This is a genomic window from Caballeronia sp. INDeC2 (assembly GCF_023631325.1).
Lineage (GTDB): Bacteria > Pseudomonadota > Gammaproteobacteria > Burkholderiales > Burkholderiaceae > Caballeronia.
The window spans coordinates 64,209-81,939 of record NZ_JALQDG010000042.1 but is presented as its reverse complement, the minus strand read 5'-3'; the positions used below and the strand labels follow the sequence as shown (position 1 = coordinate 81,939).

13 protein-coding genes are annotated in these 17,731 nt (G+C 61.8%); 3 read left to right on the top strand and 10 right to left on the bottom strand.

The features are described from left to right. Position 1 precedes the first annotated feature (1 nt). The 3 genes from cobF to acnB all read right to left on the bottom strand — a co-directional run bounded on the left by cobF (position 2) and on the right by acnB (position 6,307). On the bottom strand, positions 2-772 hold the full coding sequence (gene cobF, locus NCS28_RS27540) for a precorrin-6A synthase (deacetylating) (protein WP_250516947.1): 771 nt from the start codon (positions 770-772) through the stop codon (positions 2-4). A 131-nt stretch (positions 773-903) separates the two neighbouring features. Beyond that, the gene (locus NCS28_RS27535; RefSeq protein ID WP_250516946.1) at positions 904-3,078 is read right to left on the bottom strand and encodes a TonB-dependent siderophore receptor; all 2,175 of its coding nucleotides are present in this window, start codon (positions 3,076-3,078) and stop codon (positions 904-906) included. A gap of 643 nt (positions 3,079-3,721) precedes the next feature. Continuing rightward, complete coding sequence (acnB, locus tag NCS28_RS27530; protein ID WP_250516945.1) at positions 3,722-6,307, bottom strand: bifunctional aconitate hydratase 2/2-methylisocitrate dehydratase; 2,586 nt, start codon at positions 6,305-6,307, stop codon at positions 3,722-3,724. A 281-nt stretch (positions 6,308-6,588) separates the two neighbouring features. Here acnB and NCS28_RS27525 point away from each other — a divergent pair, with 281 nt between their 5' ends. Then, positions 6,589-8,001, top strand: coding sequence for an MmgE/PrpD family protein (locus NCS28_RS27525; RefSeq protein WP_250517232.1), 1,413 nt, complete (start codon positions 6,589-6,591; stop codon positions 7,999-8,001). Between the two features lie 44 nt (positions 8,002-8,045). Here the strand turns inward: NCS28_RS27525 and NCS28_RS27520 are convergent, their stop codons facing one another. The 7 genes from NCS28_RS27520 to NCS28_RS27490 form a co-directional block, all read right to left on the bottom strand. Continuing rightward, entirely contained in the window at positions 8,046-8,819 is a 774-nt protein-coding gene (locus tag NCS28_RS27520; RefSeq protein WP_250516944.1) for an enoyl-CoA hydratase/isomerase family protein, read from the bottom strand. Between the two features lie 23 nt (positions 8,820-8,842). After that, entirely contained in the window at positions 8,843-9,529 is a 687-nt protein-coding gene (locus NCS28_RS27515) for a nitroreductase family protein (protein WP_250516943.1), read from the bottom strand. A gap of 7 nt (positions 9,530-9,536) precedes the next feature. After that, complete coding sequence (locus NCS28_RS27510) at positions 9,537-10,703, bottom strand: CaiB/BaiF CoA transferase family protein (RefSeq protein ID WP_250516942.1); 1,167 nt, start codon at positions 10,701-10,703, stop codon at positions 9,537-9,539. 2 nt (positions 10,704-10,705) lie between these two features. After that, entirely contained in the window at positions 10,706-11,944 is a 1,239-nt protein-coding gene (locus tag NCS28_RS27505) for a CaiB/BaiF CoA transferase family protein (RefSeq protein ID WP_250516941.1), read from the bottom strand. Between the two features lie 86 nt (positions 11,945-12,030). After that, positions 12,031-13,197, bottom strand: a complete 1,167-nt coding sequence (locus NCS28_RS27500) for an acyl-CoA dehydrogenase family protein (RefSeq protein WP_250516940.1) — start codon at positions 13,195-13,197, stop codon at positions 12,031-12,033. 14 nt (positions 13,198-13,211) lie between these two features. Continuing rightward, the gene (locus tag NCS28_RS27495) at positions 13,212-13,682 is read right to left on the bottom strand and encodes a MaoC family dehydratase (protein WP_250516939.1); all 471 of its coding nucleotides are present in this window, start codon (positions 13,680-13,682) and stop codon (positions 13,212-13,214) included. Positions 13,683-13,713: 31 nt separating this feature from the next. Next, positions 13,714-14,601, bottom strand: a complete 888-nt coding sequence (locus tag NCS28_RS27490; RefSeq protein WP_250516938.1) for an HpcH/HpaI aldolase/citrate lyase family protein — start codon at positions 14,599-14,601, stop codon at positions 13,714-13,716. Between the two features lie 255 nt (positions 14,602-14,856). Here NCS28_RS27490 and NCS28_RS27485 point away from each other — a divergent pair, with 255 nt between their 5' ends. Both NCS28_RS27485 and NCS28_RS27480 read left to right on the top strand, forming a co-directional pair. Further along, positions 14,857-16,245, top strand: a complete 1,389-nt coding sequence (locus NCS28_RS27485; RefSeq protein ID WP_250516937.1) for an MFS transporter — start codon at positions 14,857-14,859, stop codon at positions 16,243-16,245. A 34-nt stretch (positions 16,246-16,279) separates the two neighbouring features. After that, positions 16,280-17,728, top strand: a complete 1,449-nt coding sequence (locus tag NCS28_RS27480) for an MmgE/PrpD family protein (protein WP_250516936.1) — start codon at positions 16,280-16,282, stop codon at positions 17,726-17,728. Positions 17,729-17,731: the final 3 nt, after the last annotated feature.

Sequence of the window (17,731 nt, the reverse complement as noted above, 5' to 3'; positions counted from 1 at the left end):
TTCAATCCTTCGGCTGCGTTCGTCGCCTGAGTAGATACGTGTCCATGATCCAGCCGTTGCGGGCGCGTGCCTCGGCGCGTACGCGTGCGATATCGTCCATCACTTCGTGCAATTCGCCCGCGATCAGGATCTCGTCATCGGTGCCTATATATGCGCCCCAGAATATATCGACATCTTCGTCTGCAACATGTCGGAACGCATTCTGGGCATCGAGCATCACGACAACGCTATCGACATTCTTCGGAAACCCTTCCGCGATGCCTCTGCCGTTCGTGATCTCGATGGCGCGCCCAATCGTGTTGAGTGCGACACGATGTTTCGCCGCGAGCGCCTGAACGCTGCTGATGCCCGGAATGACCTCATAATCGAACTGATGCCGACCGCTCCTGGCGATGGCCTCGACGATGCGCATCGTGCTGTCGTAAAGCGATGGATCGCCCCACACGAGAAACGCGCCACATTCGCCGTCACGCAGTTCTTCTTCGAGCAGACGCTCGAACACGGCTTGCTTCTCGTGGTTCAGCGTTTCGACTGCATCGACATAGCTCGCGACGTCTCGCTGACGTTCCGGGCTCGTTGCCTCGACAATCCGATAATCGCGTTCCTTCACGTATCGTTCGATGATTTCCCTGCGCAACTCGATGAGCTTCGCTTTCGATACGCCCTTGTCCATCACGAAGAAGACGTCGACCTGGTTCATCGCGTTGATCGCCTGAACGGTGACGTATTCCGGATTGCCTGCACCGATTCCGATGATGAGGATTTTCTTCACTGATCGCTCCAGATTGCCGTGTATCCGCAAGATACTGCAACGGTACTCACGTGAGGCCCATCGCGTCAACGCCGATGAAAAAAAGGAGCCGTTCTTAACGGCTCCCCTATAGCGTCGATTCGTAAGCGCGCTCAGAACTGCAACGTCGCGCTCGCCACCGCGGTACGTGTCGCCGAAGGGCTGACGTAGTAGCCCCACGCCGTCGTCCAGTAGCGGCGATTGAACAGGTTATTCACGCCGGCGCGGAACGTCACATCTTTGCCGGCAATGCGCGTTTCGTATTTACCGCTCAGATCGTAGATCGCATAAGCCGGCACGAATTGCGTGTTGGCGGCGTCCACTGCCATGTCGCTTACATAGCGGCCGCCGAACGCGAGCGTGAGCCGGCGCATGAACGACGGGTTGTATTCGACGCGCCCCGTCAAAGTCCAACGCGGCGCACCAAAGATCCGCTTGCCTTCGATAGCGGGATCGTCGATATCGACAGCCTTCGTGTCGAGCCACATTACACCGCCCATCACGCGCCAGTCCTGCGCGAGTTGGAGCCAGCCGCTCGCGTCGACGCCCGTATAGCGCTTGGTGCCATCCTGCACGAAGATGTTGGCCGAGTTTGTGTAGTAATAACCTTGATCGACACGGAACAACGCGAGATTGGCGCCCCATTTCCTATGGTCCGTCTTGAAGCCGAGCTCATACTGCTTGCTTCGCAGCGGACCGAAAGTCGCCGGGAAATTCACGTTGGTATTGGCCGCCGAACCGCCCTGTTCAAGCGACTGGACATAGCTGGCATAGAGCGTCGAATACGGGGCGGTCTTGTACATCAACGCCACGGTCGGCGTAACCGGCGATGCACTGTAGCTCGCGGTCGTCAGGCCAGCCGGATCGTAGGTGAACTGGTGAAACTGCGTGTAGCGCAAGCCGAGCAGCGCGGATATGCGCGACGTGAATTGCACCGTGTCGCTCGCATAGACGGCGGCCTGCGTGGTCCGCGATTGCTGATACAAATTCTCGCCGATGTGCACATCGGCATTCGTGAGCAACGTGCTGCTATAGATGTTGCCCGTGCCGAGCGGATAACCTACGTTCCAGCCTTCGCTGTTATCGTACTCGGTGTCTTGCGATTGGAATCCCGCGCCCACGACGACATCGTGCTTCACGCTGCCCGTATTGAATTTGCCTTCCACCATTGCATCGACGTTCTGATAGAAGTAGCGCGTCATTGCAGCGTAGAGCGTGTTCGAATAGTCGCCGGCATTATTGAACACATAGAGCAAGCTATCGGAATTCGTGCGGTTTTCCTTCGCGAATCGATACTTCAGGCTCGCATGCCAGTTCTCTGAGAGACGATAGTCGAGACCCGTGCCGAACGACGCCATCTCTACCTGATAGTAGTTTTGCGGTTGCGACAGATCATGCGTGGCGCTGCTTGCGTCCGGAATGCCGCCCGCGCCGAACATGAGGCCGAAGATCGTGCCTTCCTGCTTGCGCTTCTGATAGAACGCGTCGACGGACCAGGTCAGATCCGGCGTGATACGGAAATCGAGCGCCGCCGATGCAACCTGCCGTCGCAGATGGCCATTCGCCTCGGCCGTATTGCCATCTTCGTTGACGAGATTGAAGCGATAACCGAAGCGATCGTCCTTGCCGAAGCGGCCACCGACATCGAGCTTTTCACTGAACACACCCGCCGACTGATAGCCCACCGAGACGCTGCGATAAGGCGTGTCGGTCGGGCGTTTGAGCACGTAATTGACGATGCCGCCCGGCGCGCCGAATCCATACATGAAGCCGGATAGTCCCTTTAGCAGTTCGACTTGCTCGAATGGTTCGAGCGAGAGATCGGTGTCCCAGGACGGAAAGCTTTGACCGTCGACCTTGATGCTGTTCAGCGTGTCGATCGGCATGCCGCGCACGTTGAACATCGAATTCTCGCCGACTGCGTTCGAACTCTTGATCGACACGGCCGGATCGTACTGAAAGAGATCATTGGCGGTGTTCGCGAACAGATCCTGAGCTTCGTCACTGGTCACGACGTGGGTCGAAAAAGGTGTATCGACTTGCTTGTGCGTGCCGAGTGCGCCAGCGCTGATCCTATCGGCTTGTGTCGCTTCGCTGTCCGCCGACGCTTTCACGGTGATGGCTGGAAGCGCGGTGACATCCGGGGTCGCGTCCCGCGCCCAGGCGTGCGACGGCATGGTCGATAGCGCAAGGCCGACGCTTGTGAGAAGCGCGGCGCCGAGAATGGAGGGGTTGAGACGGGAACGGGGAGCAAACGATGCGGGACGGACGTTCTTCGAAATCTTCATTCGTTGATATTGAAAGGCTCGGGCTTCTGCAAAAACGCTTCGCGTGGCAGGTGTTAAATCGCCCCGCATCTTATTGCAAATGATTCGCAATCTCAAGGTGGGCCGACCGTTGCGTCGTTAGAGCGCGACACTTGGCGGGTGCGGCAAATGTGCGCGCAAGGCCTGGGGGGGTGGCGCTTTGTGTTTTGATTCGGAGCTTGGGGACTCTGTGGCCGCATTTAGGACCGGTGATAATTATTTAGGAAATCGTATTAATTAAATTACGCCGAGATGAATCCTTTCCAGTGCTCAACTGTGCACGACAGCCGGTCGTTGATGTAAGCACGACGGACCAGGAGCAGGCCGCAGATGCCCGACTCAAGCGTCGCAAGCTTGGACTTTTAATCGGGAGCCGCCATCATCGAGGCAAGACGTGTGCAACTTGCGCATGGCCGAACGTTTCCCAGTTGCGACCGTCGGCGCACCGAACGATTCGGCGTCCGATTCGGTCATATGGAACGATGTTGAAATCGCTGAGGGAAAGGGATATGCGATCCAGCCGCTACCGCGCTGCGTCAAAAAAAATGGCGCCGCAGGCATTCAGCCCGCGGCGCCATTGCGTGTCGCTACGACAGAAACAACCCGCCGTAGCCCGACATCGCGCTTACATCTGCACGGTGTCGGCCACTTCCTTGAAGTCTTCGATCTGGTCGAAGTTCATGTACTTGTAGATTTTGTCGCTGTCCGTGTTGAGCACGCCGATGTCGGCCATGTACTCTTCCTTGCTCGGAATCTTGCCGAGACGCGAGCAGATCGCCGCCAGTTCCGCAGAGCCGAGGTACACGTTCGTGTTCTTGCCCAGACGATTCGGGAAGTTACGTGTCGACGTCGACATGACCGTCGCGCCCTCGCGCACCTGTGCCTGATTGCCCATGCACAGCGAGCAGCCCGGCATTTCGGTACGTGCGCCGGCCGTGCCGAACACGCCGTAGTGCCCTTCCTCGGTCAGCTGCTTCTGGTCCATCTTGGTCGGCGGCGCCACCCACAGCTTCACCGGGATGTCGCGCTTGCCTTCCAGCAGCTTCGACGCCGCACGGAAGTGGCCGATGTTCGTCATGCACGAGCCGATGAACACTTCGTCGATCTTCGCGCCGGCTACGTCGGACAGCGTCTTCACGTCGTCCGGATCGTTCGGGCAGGCCACGATCGGCTCGTGGATGTCGGCCAGATCGATCTCGATGACGGCTGCGTATTCGGCATCGGCATCCGGTTGCAGCAGTTGCGGGTCGGCCAGCCACGCTTCCATCGCGGTGATGCGGCGCTGCAGGCTGCGCGGGTCCTGATAGCCCTGCGCGATCATCCACTTCAGCAGCGTGATGTTGCTGTTGAGGTATTCGATGATCGGTTCCTTGTTCAGATGCACCGTGCAACCGGCGGCCGAGCGTTCGGCGGAAGCATCCGACAGTTCGAACGCTTGCTCGACCTTCAGATCGGGCAGACCTTCGATTTCGAGGATGCGGCCCGAGAAGATGTTCTTCTTGCCCTGCTTGGCGACCGTCAGCATGCCTTGCTTGATGGCGTACAGCGGGATCGCGTTGACGAGATCGCGCAGGGTCACGCCCGGCTGCATCTTGCCCTTGAAGCGGACCAGCACCGATTCCGGCATGTCCAGCGGCATGGTGCCGGTCGCAGCCGCGAAGGCGACGAGGCCCGAACCGGCCGGAAAGCTGATGCCGATCGGGAAGCGCGTGTGCGAGTCGCCGCCGGTGCCGACGGTGTCGGGCAGCAGCATGCGATTCAGCCACGAATGGATGACGCCATCGCCCGGGCGCAGCGCGATGCCGCCGCGCGTGCTGATGAAGTTCGGCAGGGTCTGGTGGGTCTTCACGTCCACCGGCTTCGGATAAGCGGCGGTGTGGCAGAACGACTGCATGACGAGGTCGGCCGAGAAGCCCAGGCACGCCAAGTCCTTGAGTTCGTCGCGCGTCATCGGGCCGGTGGTGTCCTGTGAGCCGACCGAGGTCATCTTCGGTTCGCAGTACGTGCCCGGACGGACGCCCTGGCCTTCCGGCATGCCGCACGCGCGGCCGACCATCTTCTGTGCCAGCGAGAAGCCCTTGCCGCTGTCGGCAGGCTGCTGCGGCAGGCGGAACAGGGTCGACGCGGGCAGACCCAGCGCTTCGCGTGCCTTGGCGGTAAGTCCGCGACCGATGATGAGCGGAATACGGCCGCCGGCGCGCACTTCATCGAACAGCACGTCGGACTTGACCTGAAACTCGGCGATCACTTCGCCGTTCTTCAATGCCTTGCCTTCGTATGGGCGCAGCTCGACCACGTCGCCCATTTCCATTTTCGACACGTCGAGCTCGATCGGCAGCGCGCCGGCGTCTTCCATCGTGTTGTAGAAGATCGGGGCTATCTTGCCGCCCAGACACACGCCGCCGAAGCGCTTGTTGGGGACGAAGGGAATGTCTTCGCCCGTAAACCACAGCACGGAGTTGGTGGCCGACTTGCGCGATGAGCCGGTGCCGACCACGTCGCCTACGTACGCGACGAGATGGCCCTTTTCCTTCAGCGATTCGATGAATTTGACCGGGCCGCGCTTGCCGTCTTCTTCCGGGGCGATGCCGGGACGGGCGTTCTTCAGCATCGCCAGCGCGTGCATTGGGATGTCGGGGCGGGTGGTCGCGTCCGGGGCCGGCGACAGGTCGTCGGTGTTGGTTTCGCCCGTCACTTTGAAGACGGTGATGGTCAGGCTTTGCGGCACTTCCGGGCGGCTCGTGAACCACTCCGCGTCGGCCCAGCTTTGAATCACGGCGCGCGCGTTGGCGTTGCCGTTATCGGCCAGTTCCTTGACGTCATGGAACTGATCGAACATCAGGAGGGTTTTCTTGAGCGCTGCGGCGGCCACGACGCCCACTTCGGCGTCCGACAACAATTCGATCAGCGGCTGGATGTTGTAGCCGCCCAGCATCGTGCCGAGCAATTCGGTGGCGCGGGCGCGCGAGATCAGCGCGCAGGCGGTCTCGCCTTTGGCGACGGCGGCCAGGAAGCCCGCCTTCACACGGGCGGCTTCGTCGACGCCGGCGGGCACGCGATGCGTGATCAGCTCGAGCAGGATCTGCTCTTCGCCCGCGGGCGGATTCGTCAGCAATTCGACCAGTTCGGCGGTCTGCTGAGCAGTGAGCGGCAGGGGAGGAATGCCGAGCGCGGCGCGTGCGGCTACGTGAGCGCGAAAGTTTTCAAGCATGGGGGACCGTTGTATTGCGTTTCAGGGAAAGGCTTTTCAGACACACCGAGGCTGTTCCGGGCACTGCGTTTATCGCCATTTTAATCGAGACGAATGGCGTCGTCAAATGTCTTATGTCTTATGTCTTATACAAGAGTCGAGTGAAAGAAGCCGGCGACGCGTCATCAGAGTACGGAACGTCCGCACACAGCGCATTGCGTCGGCGCGCAGCGGCGAGTTCAATACATCGTGGCACCGTTCGCACCGGAATCACGGACCTTCATCACTCCAAGGAGACTGCTGTGCCCGCCTCACAACACACCCCATCCGATTGCCCGCCGCTGGAACAGGCAGTGGTGCGGTTTATCCAGGATCTGAAATATGAGCATCTCGACGCGCGCGCGCACGCTGGCATCAACCGTCTGATGCGCGACCAGCTCGCGGTTCAGATCGGTATCTCGAAGATGCCGTGGTCCGAACAATTGCTGAAGTACATCACCACCCAGCAGCGATCGGGTAAGAGCCGCGTCAGCGCCTCGTCGCTGACGATGAGCGCCATGGATGCCGCGTTCGTCAACGGTTCGTACGGACATGGCTTCGAATACGACGATGCCCACGGTCCCAGCTACAGTCATCCTGGCAGCTGCGTGATTCCGGCCGCGCTGGCCATCGGCGAGGAGCTCGGCTCTTCGCTCGAGGAAGTCATCACCGCGATGGTCGCGGGCTACGAAGTCTACGCACGCATCGGATTGCTGGCCGCACCCGATCTGCTGCAACGCGGTTTTCATCCGCACGGCACGCTGTCCAACTTCGGCGCCGCAGCGGTCGCCGCCAAACTCCGCGGGTTCGACGCCGAGACGACGCTGCAAGCGCTGGCGATCGCGCTGAGCCATGTATCGGGCACGACCGAATATAGCTCCACGGGCGGGTCCATCAAGCGCATTCACGCGGGCATCGGTACGCGCAACGGCATGGCGGCCGCCGACATGGCCCGCGCCGGCATCACAGGACCGCGCGCGTTCCTCAGTGGAAACAAGGGGTTCTTTCGCACCTTCCTGCAGCGTCCCGCGGGCGAAGCCGCCGAACAACGCTTTGCGCCGGATCGGCCTTTCGAGATCGGTACCGTCTGGCTCAAGGCCTATTGCGCCTGCTACTGCACGCATGCGTACATCGACGCGTTGCGTCTGTTCTCAGCGCGCCGCGACGAGATTGCCGACGTGCATCTGAAAATCGCGCCTCACTTCAACGTCGTCGTCGGCACGGCGAATGCCAATGCCTACGAGCCCAGGAACATCGAACATGTGCAGTTCAGCCTGCCGATTCAGGCGGCCTTCACGCTGTCAGGCTTGGGCAATGGCTATCCGGTCCATCGCGATTATCTCGCGGGCAAGGTCGATATGGCACGCGTGATCGATATGGCGCGCAGCATCCGCATCACCGGGGAACCGGCGCTGGAGAGGGATTACCGCGGCAAGTTCGTCGCGGATGTGACCGTCACTTTCAAGAACGGCGCCTCCGAGCATGTATTCGTGGAAGACCCGATCGGCACCGATACGAATCCCATGCCCGAACACGAGCAGGACGCGAAGTTCATGGAACTCACGGTCGATGTGCTCGGCGCGGATCGAGCCCGGAAGCTGCTCGCCGCATTGCGTGCGATGGACCCGGCCATGAAAGCCGCGGAGCTGATGAGCATGTGCGCCATCGAGCGTTGAGCTGTCCACGCGCGGGAGCGGTCCATCGCTCTCGCCGTATCGGCTCAGCCTTTATCCGCGCCCGCAAAGCCCTTCACACCCGCCTCCAGCGATGGCGACTGCGTGCGATAGCGGTGCTGCATCCAGCGCTCGTAGCGCAGGCCGTCGGAGAGCGGCAGTTCCATCGCACGGTGGGCCATCTGCTTCATCGATGTCAGCGCGAGCGCGTCGGCCTGTGCGATTTCCTGCGCCAGTTGCAGCGTCGCGCTTTCCAACTGCACGGATGGAACGGCCAATGCGGCCAGACCCATGTCCGCGGCTTCGCGGCCCGTCATGCGACGGCCCGTAACGAGGTAATACATTGCCCGCTGCAAGCCCAGCCTGCGCGGCAGCCGCTGAGAGCTGCCGCCGCTCGGAAGCAGATTGCGGCGGATGTGTTCGTCGCCGAGTTGCGCGGCTTCATCGGCGATCATCAGGTCGCAGGCCAGCGCCAGCTCGAAGCCCCCCGCGACCGCATAGCCGTTGACGCTGGCCAGGACGATCTGCGGCGCCGACTCCAGGCGCTCATAGGTGTCCTGCATCAGATCCTGATGGCGCATATGCGCGGCGCGGTCGGCGAGCACGCCGCTCGCGAGCCATTTGAGGTCGTTGCCCGCGCAGAAGGCGCGGCCGCTGCCTTGGATCACGAGCACCTTGATCTCGCCGGCGGCCGCGGTGCAGTCGCGCACCGCGTCGTTGAGATCCTTCAAGGTCGGCCCGTCGAGCGCGTTCATGCGTTCGGGGCGATTCAGCGTGAGGCGGCGCACTTGAGGCGCGGGTTCGTCGATCGACAATGCCACGATGTTCCCCTCTCGATGGTCGCTCAGGCGAAGCGCACCAGATCGTCGACGCCGGCGCGCGTGGTGCGGAACTGGTTGACCGGATGCCCCGCCTCGGCATAGCCGAAAGAGATGCCGCAAATCATGTGCTGCGTATCGGGAATGCCGAAATACTCGCGCACGAAGTACGCATGGCGAGCGAGCGCACCTTGCGGCGTGGTCGCCACGCCGTGCGCATACGCCGCGAGCAGAAACGACGAGACGAAGCCGCCCGCATCCACGAGCGCATACGGACCCAGTTCCGCAGGCACGGTGACGATGGCCACATGCGGCGCATCGAACATGCGGAAGTTGCGAAACGCCTGCTGCGCGCTGCGTTCGGCATCCTTTGGGCCGATGCCAAGCGACGTATACAGCGCGATGCCCGCCCCGCGCCGACGCTCTCCATAAATGCCCTTATGGTGCGGCGGAAATGGCAGATCGGACTCGCTTTCCGGATGGTTCGACGCGCGCGCCATCAGCGCCTCTCGGAAACGCTCGGTGCTCTCCAGAGTTTCGGTGATGACCATCTGCCACGGTTGCACGTTGCACCACGAAGCCGAGCGGCTCGCCATGCCGACGATGCTGCGTATCAATGCTGCGTCCAGCGCCTTGTGCTCGTACGCGCGGCACGTAAAGCGGCCGCGCGTGAGGCGATCCAGCGCGGCGAGATCGGGAGTATGCGATGTCATATCGCTCTCAGATGAAGGTATCGCGCGAACGCAAGGTTTCGATGCGCTCATCGGAGAGCCAATCGCGCAACGCGGCGACGGCGTTATCGGTGCTCGATACCGATGGCGGCTCGGGCCGCGACGCGGGCGTGCGCAAAAAGCGCGGGCCGGGCGCCGGATGCGTCACACCGTCCAGGTCGATCAACGTGCCGCGCGCCTTGACGTGCGGATGGCTAGCCGCCTCGTCGAAGTCGAGCACCGGTGCGAGGCAGACGTCCATGTCGCCCAAGCGCCGCGCCCACTCATCGCGTGTATGTTCTTTGAATCTCGCGGCCAGGACCGCTTTTGCCTGCGGCCATTGCGTGCGATCCATCTGCTTTTGCAGCAGCGGATGATCCTGCAACTCGAGCTTTTCGAGCAAGAGCCTGTAGAACTTTCCTTCGATCGGCGCGACGCTCACGTACTTTCCATCGGCGCATTCATACACCTCGTAGAAGTGCGCGCCGGTGTCGAGCATGTTCGTGCCGCGTTTCTTGTCGAGCATACCGGCCGCGTGCAGGCCCATCGTCACTGTCATGAGGGAGGCGACGCCATCCACCATCGCGGCATCGACGACCTGACCCTTGCCGGAACCGCGTGCCTCGACTATGCCCGCGAGCAGTCCGAACGCCAGATACAGCGAGCCGCCCGCATAGTCGCCCAGCACGTTGAGCGGCGGCGTCGGCGGCTGCCCTGCGCGCCCCATCGCATGCAAGGCTCCGGTGATGGAGATGTAATTCAGATCGTGCCCGGCCACCTGCGAAAGCGGACCGTCCTGCCCCCAGCCGGTCACGCGGCCGTAGACGAGGCGCGGATTGCGGGCGAGACACGTATCGGGGCCGAGACCCAGCCGCTCCATCACGCCGGGGCGAAAGCCTTCGATCAGCGCATCGGCCTGGGCGATCAGTTCGAGCACCATCTCGACCGCGTCCCGGTCTTTCAGATCGACGCGGATCGACTTGCGATTGCGCAGCCCCAGATCGAACTGCGCGGGGCGTGGCGCGCCGAGGCCAGAAGGCTCCTTGCGGTCCACACGAATTACGGTGGCGCCGAGGTCCGCGAGGAACATCGCGGCGAGCGGCCCCGGACCGATGCCCGCGATCTCGACGACCCTGACGCCCGCGAGTGGGCCTCCACGAGATGATGCAGCGGACATGATCAGATCACTCCTTCGTCGCGCAGCCGTTGCAGCCGATCGTCCGGCAGCTTCAACAGACCGCGATAAATCTCGTTGTTGGATGCGCCGAGTTCCTGCGCCGGCTCATCGAACTGCACCGGCGTTTGCGAGAACCTGATAGGCAGCCCCATGCCCATCGCGTCGACATCGGCGAGGCCCGGATGCTCGAGCTTGACCACGGCGCCACGCGCCTGCAACACCGGATCCTTGAGCACATCGAGCGGCGAACGCACGGGCGCCGCGGGCACGCCACGCTTTTCCTGAAGTTCGCGGATCACTTCGTCCGTGCTGCGCTGGCGCGTCCATTCCTCGATCATCGCGTTGATCTCGGCCGCGTGCTTCATGCGCGGACCACGCGTCGCGTAGCGCGGATCGGTGGCCATCTCGGGCTTGCCGAGTGCTTCCATGAGGTTGCGGAACCAGTCGGGCTGGAACGCCACCATCGCCACATGGCCGTCGCGCGTGCGGTACACGCCGAAAGGCACGAGGCGATCCTGGAAGTTGCCCGAGCGCCTGGGATAGCCGTTCGCGAAGAACACGTCGAAGTGCTCCTCGGCGACCATCGACGACAGGCAGTCGAGCATCGAAACCTGTATGCATTGTCCCTCGCCCGTCCTGCCGCGATGGATCAGCGCGGCGAGGATGCCATTGACGGCGTACAGCGGCGCGACGAGATCGGCGATCGGCAGGCCCCAGCGCGTGGGCGGACCGTCGGCGACACCGGTTACATCCATGATGCCGGACAACGCCTGCACGATGATGTCCATCCCCTTGAGGTTGGGGTAAGGGCTGGGCTCGCCGAAGGCCTTGATCGATGCATAGATGATTTTGGGGTTGGCCTTGCGCACGCTTTCATAATCCACGCCGAGGCGCGCCGTCGCGCCCTCGCTGGCGTTTTCGATGACCACGTCGCATTCCTTGGCCAGTTCCATGAAGAGCGCCAGGCCCTGTTCCGATTTCAGGTCGAGCGTAATGCTCTTCTTGTTGCGCGCCCGATTGAGGATGGTCAGCGACACATCTTCGTCGTGCCTGACACCGAAGTGGATGCCTTCCTTGCCGACATAGGGCGGGTTGTTGCGCGCGATATCGCCGCCGCCGGGCGACTCGACGCGAATGACTTCGGCGCCCATTCCACCCAGCAACAGCGATCCGTAGGGCCCGGCCAGCGCCACGGTCAGATCGAGAACGCGAATACCCTGCAAGGGTCTTGTACCTGACATGCTTTGTCTCCGATGCAGACTTCTGCTCACTTGACTGGCGACCGGCAACGCTTCGATCGACGGCTACCGCCAGCGAAATGCCGTGCCTAGTATGACTTCGGCAAGTCGAGCTTGCGCTCCGCGATGTTCGAAAGAATTAGCTGCGGCGTGACCGGTGCGATGTAGCCGATCCACGCCTCCCGCATGAACCGCTCCACGTGATACTCCTTCGCGTAACCGAAGCCGCCATGCGTGAGGATCGAGGTCTGGCATGCGTTCATGCAAGCCTCGGATGCCAGCAACTTCGCCGCGTTCGCCTCGGAGCCGCACGAGAGGCCTTTATCGTAGAGATCGGCTGCGGCGAAGATCATGTGATTCGCCGCTTCCAGCTCCGCCCAGTTGCGCGCCAGCGGATGCTGGACGCCCTGATTCTTGCCGATCGGCCGGCCGAACACCACGCGTTCCTTCGCATATTGCGTCGCGAGTTTGAGCACGGCGCGGCCGATGCCGATCTGCTCCGCCGCAACGAGCACGCGCTCTGCGTTCATGCCGTGGAAGATATAGCTCAACCCCTTGCCTTCCTCACCGATCAGCGCATCCTTCGACACCGGCAGATTGTCGATGAAGAGCTCGTTCGTATCGACGGCGGCACGGCCGAGCTTGTCGATCTCGCGAATGTCGACATAGTCGCGATCCAGCTTCGTATAGAACAGGCTCAGCCCTTCGCTGTGCTTCTTCACCTGCTCGATCGGCGTAGTCCGCGCGAGGATCAACATGTGATCGGCGACCTGCGCGGTCGAGATGAATACCTTCTTGCCCGAGATCAGATAGCCGCCCTCGGCCTGCTTTTTCGCCGTCACCTTGAGCTTCGTGGTATCGAGACCCGTGTCGGGTTCGGTGACGGCAAAACATGCCTTGTTCTCGCCGCGCGCAAACGGCGGCAGCCAGGCCTTTTTCTGCGCCTCCGTGCCGAAATGCACGACCGGCTGCAAGCCGAAGATGTTCATATGAATGGTCGACGCGGCCGCCTGTCCGCCGCATTCGGCGACCGTGCGCATGAAAAGCGCCGCCTCCGTGACGCCCAGATTCGCGCCGCCGACATCCTCCGGCATGCAGATGCCGAGCCACCCTCCGCTCGCCACAGCTTCGAAGAACTCGTGCGGAAACGCGTGGTTCTTGTCCTTGTTGCGCCAGTATTCGAGCGGAAAGTCCGTGCAGATCTTCTGAGCTGCATCGACGATGGCGTGTTGATCGGCGCTGAGTTGGTAATCCATGGCTTAGTCTTCCTTCAAGTTGATCGAGCCTTGTCGGCGGGACGCAGCATCATCAGGCCGGTGCGAACAGCCGTGCATACGATCTCGTCGCGTTGATTCCTGGCGATGTGCCTGAAGGTCACGATGCCCGAATCCTTGCGGCTTTTCGAAAGACGCGTCTCGACGATCTCAGTCTCGACGCGAACAGTGTCGCCATGAAAAGTAGGCTTGGGGAAGGCGATTTCGCCGAAGCCGAGATTGCCCAGCGTGGTGCCCAGCGTCGTTTCATACACGGTGATGCCCGCCACCAGCGCCAGCAAAAACATGCTGTTCACCAGACGCTGCCCGTACATGGTGTTCTTGCTGTACTCGGCGTCGATATGCAGCGGCGCGCAGTTATACGTCATGGCCGAGAACAGGATGTTGTCGGTCTCGGTCACGGTGCGGCGGATCGCGTGTTCGATCACCATGCCGGGCTTGAATTCTTCGAAGTAAAGGCCAGCCATCTTGTATGTCTCCTGGGATTCCGTTCAGCGATCAGCCTTTGAACGATTGGGCGAGTTCGATGATTTCGCGCGCCGTCTTGGCATGAGCAATGTCGATGTGTTCACCGTCGTAGATGCACGAAGCACGGCCTTCGGCCTGGGCTCTGTCCAGTGCGTCGATCATCCCTTGATAGAAGGCCACTTCTTCTTCGGCGGGACTGTAAGTCTGATTGACGATCTCGACGTTGGACGGATGCAGCACGAGTTCTCCGCTCATGCCGAGTTGGCGATCGTTGGCGCAAGAGACCTTGAGTCCGTCGAGATCGTGCACCTGTTGCCAGACGCCGCCGATCGGCAGCTTGCCCGCCGCGCGCGCGGCCATGACGATGCGCGACTTGAGGTATTGGGTTTCCCGGCCGCCCAGCGACCAGACGGTCTTGAGCGCACGGGCTACATCGGCGTTCTTGGCCGTTGCGCCCACGATCGCGGGCACGCGCTCATGCTGCGCGATCTCGTATGCCAGTTGCAGCGAGCGCGCCGTCTCCAGCAGCGGAATCACCTTCGTGTGGCCAACTTGTACGCCGGCGCGGAACTCGGCCTCGGCCAGCATCGATGAAACGGTATGAATGTCTTCTGGGCCGCAAGGCTTGGAGATCACGATGCCTTCGACCACAGGGCTGACGACAGCCACGATGTCGTCGAAGTCATACAGATGCGCGCTGCGGTTAATGCGCACCCAGACGCGCTGCTTCTGCTGCGCCAGCCATGACAGCTTCGACTTGACGATCTCGCGCGCCTCGGCTTTCTGGGCGGGCGGCACGCTGTCCTCCAGATCCAGGATCAGCGCATCGGCTTTGGCGTTGATGGACTTCTCGATCCAGGTCGGCTTGTTGCCCGGAACAAAGAGGAAGGAGCGTATGGGTTTCATCTGGGTGGTCATCACTTTCTCGGCCTGTAGATAGTCTCGTCGTGCATCGTTCGTTGCTACCTAACGATTGATAGTTAGTTTCCTCCTCGCACCGAGTCGCTGTCATTTGGGGTTTACGCGCACCATCGGCGGCTCATGGATAACACTCATGGAACATCGCCCGGACACCGCACAAACTATCTAACATTAATTAGGTAAACGGGTTTTCATCCGACCCGCATGCAGTCACTTTCGAATGCTCTTATTGGAGGGGAAATGAGAAATGCCATGAACGACATGCCGTCCGACGTCGCCGGCACCAGCACGCAAACGCCATTGCCGCTATCTCGCGATCAGGTCATCCATGACAGCGGACGCGCGTGGTACGTACTGGTGATGCTGACGCTCGCATATTCCCTCGCCTACATCGATCGACAGCTTCTCAATCTGCTGGTCGAACCGATCAAGCGTTCGCTCGTCATCTCCGATACGCAACTGAGCCTCGTTCAGGGTGCTGCTTTCATTGCTGCGTACTTGGCCGCGTCACCGTTGTGCGGCCGGCTCGTCGATGTGACCAACCGGCGCAATCTTCTTTTGGTCGCCATTTGCCTGTGGTGTGTATTCACTGCTTTGTGCGGCAGCGCGGATACCTATCGAGGGCTTTTTCTCGCACGTCTCGGTGTCGGCGCCAGCGAAGCGTGCGTGTTCCCGCTCGCACTATCGATGATCGCAGACTGCTTTTCGGCGAAGAAGATGCCGCGCGCGATGAGCATCTTCATTCTCGGCCCGATGCTCGGCGGCGGACTTTCGCTCGTCGCGGGTGGCCTGGTGATCGAGTTCGCGCGCGCTTTTCATCAACACTTTCCCATCCTCACGCAGTTCCAGACCTGGCAACTCGCGTTCATCATCATCGGGCTGCCCGGGATACTCTTCGCGCTGCTGGTACTGCTCACCGTGCGCGAACCCGCGCGTAGCAGCGTGATGAGCGCGCGCGAAGACGACCGGCAATTCACGACCGGCGCTTCAGTCAGCTATCTTTGGCAGCGACGCGCCTTCTACGCGCGGATACTGCTCGGCGTCGGCATGCTTGCGATCGTCGTGCTCGGCATGCCCGCGTGGATGCCGACCTATCTGATTCGCACGCACGGTCTGCCGGCCTCGATGGTCGGATACCGCTTCGGCGGGCTGGTAGTGGTGTTCGGTATTGCGGGCGCGTTGACCGGACCTTGGGTTGCGCGTCAGCTCGAGAAGCGTGGCTATGAAGACGCGCCGCTGCGAACCGCCGCGCTTTCGATGATTCCGATGATGCTCTGCTGCGCGAGCATCCCGTTCGTACCCGGCGCGGCCGGTGCGCTCGCCGCGGCGGCCGGCATCGTATTCTTCTTCAGCCTGCCGACCGGCTGCATGGCCGCGGCATTGCAGCTCGTCGCACCGAGCCGCATGCGCGGCACGGTCGGCGCCATCTATTCGTTCGTCGCCCAACTGGTCGGCTTCGGCGCAGGCCCGACGCTGATCGCGCTGCTCACGGATCGCGTATTCCAGAACCCGAAGATGGTCGGACATTCGATCGCCATCGTGTGTGCCATCGCGTCTGCGCTCGCGGCGTGGCTGCTGATTACCGCGCTGCCGCACTATCGGCGCTTGATGGCCGAAGAGCGAGAGGCGCAGGTGCGCTGACTGGGGTCAATAACCTCCTCGAAAGGATCCAATCATGGCCGATACCCTCATCGAGCAATTGGCGCGCTTTACCTCGGACACACGATTTGATCATCTGCCCGTGGCCGTCGTCGAAGAATGCAAACGCATTCTGCTCGATTCGATCGGATGCGCCGTGGCCGCCATCGAACAGCCCAAAGGACGAATCGGCATCGACTACGCTCGCATGATGGGCGGTAACGGCGATGCGACCATCATCGGCACCAACGAACGCGCGTCGATTTTCGGCGCCGCGTTCGCCAACGGCGAGTTGATCAACGCGCTCGACATGGACGCAGTCGTGCCGCCCGGCCACGTTACGCCGTATGTGGTGCCCGGCGCGCTCGCCATCGGTGAAGCGCGGGGCGCGACGGGCAAGGCGCTCGTCGAGGCGATGGCGCTGTCCCACGAAATGTCGTACCGGCTCGGCAAGGCGATGGACTATCTGCGCGACACGAAGGACGGCAAGGTATCGCCGCCACCGATCTACGGCTATAGCAGCACCGTGTTCGGCGCGACGGCTGCCATCGTCAAGCTGAAGGCGTTGCCGGCCACTGTGCTATCCGACGCGCTAGGCATCGCAGGCAGCATCTCGCCGGTGAATTCGCAGGTCGCGTGGTTCCAGCACGCACCAAGTTCGACGATCAAATACCTGATTGCAGGCGCGCTCACGCAGACGGCGATGACCGCAGCGCACATGGCGGAACTCGGCCATCGCGGCGACGTGCATATTCTCGACGACCGCGCATTCGGCTTTCCGCGCTTCATCGGCACACGTCGTTGGGAGCCGGAGGTCATCACCGCGCAACTCGGCGCGGAGTGGCGCTTTATCACGGAGCAGGCCTACAAGCCCTATCCTCATTGCCGCATTCTTCATGCGCTGCTCGACGCTCTCGATGAAATCGTCAAAACGAACGATATCGAGCCGCACGAGATCGACGGCATCAAGGCCTGGGTCGAGGGCTTCGTCGAGCAACCGGTGTGGCTCAACCGCGAGATTGCGCACGTCCACGACGCGCAGTTCAGCATCGCGCACGGGCTCGCGCTCGGCGCTCATCGCGTGCCGCCGGGGAAGGCGTGGCAGGATCCGGAGCTCGTATTCGGCGCGTCTGTGATGAACCTGATGAATCGGGTCACGCACGAGGTGCATCCGAATTACGTCGAGCTGTTGAGCGGGCACGCGGCCAGTCGTCCCGCCAGAATCGAGGTGCGCGCGCGTGGTCAGGCGTTCGTCGGCGAGCGTCGCTATCCGAAGGGAAGCCCGTCGCCGGAGCCGGCCAGCTACATGAGCAACGATGAACTCGTCGCCAAGTTCCGCCACAACGCGGAAGACGTGCTGTCGGCGGCGCGCATCGACGAGATCATCGATAGCGTGTTCAACCTCGAAAAGCTCGACAACGTCGCGACGCTCATGCGCATGCTTCGCCCCACCACGAACGAAGCGTCCACGCGCGCTACGGCCTGACGG